The 398-nt window shown below is 62.8% G+C and carries 1 protein-coding gene; it reads right to left on the bottom strand.

Annotated elements, in window-relative coordinates:
* Positions 1-398 (bottom strand): efflux RND transporter permease subunit (locus VG556_RS22655; protein WP_423180087.1); only part of this gene is annotated, 398 nt, incomplete at both ends.

Here is a 398-nt window from a genome sequence, read left to right on the forward strand (position 1 = left end):
AGATGATGCCGGTGGAACCACCGAACAGCGCCATCGGCAGGAACACCGCGCCCAGCACCACGGTGATGCCGATCAACGCGCCGGTGATCTCGCCCATCGATTTTTCGGTCGCTTCGCGCGGTGGCAGATGCTCGTCGTGGATGATGCGCTCCACGTTCTCCACCACCACGATCGCATCGTCGACCAGCAGGCCGATCGCCAGCACCATCGCGAACAGGGTCAGTGTGTTGATGGTGAATCCGGCAACGGCCAGCACGCCGAAGGTGCCCAGCAGCACCACAGGCACCGTGATCGCCGGAATCAGCGTGGCGCGCAGGTTCTGCAGGAACAGGAACATCACCACCACGACCAGCACGATGGCTTCGATGAGGGTATGGATGACCCCCTCGATCGAGACC

The sequence above is a fragment of the Stenotrophomonas sp. CASM106 genome, from assembly GCF_049384825.1.
Classification (GTDB): domain Bacteria; phylum Pseudomonadota; class Gammaproteobacteria; order Xanthomonadales; family Xanthomonadaceae; genus Stenotrophomonas; species Stenotrophomonas muris.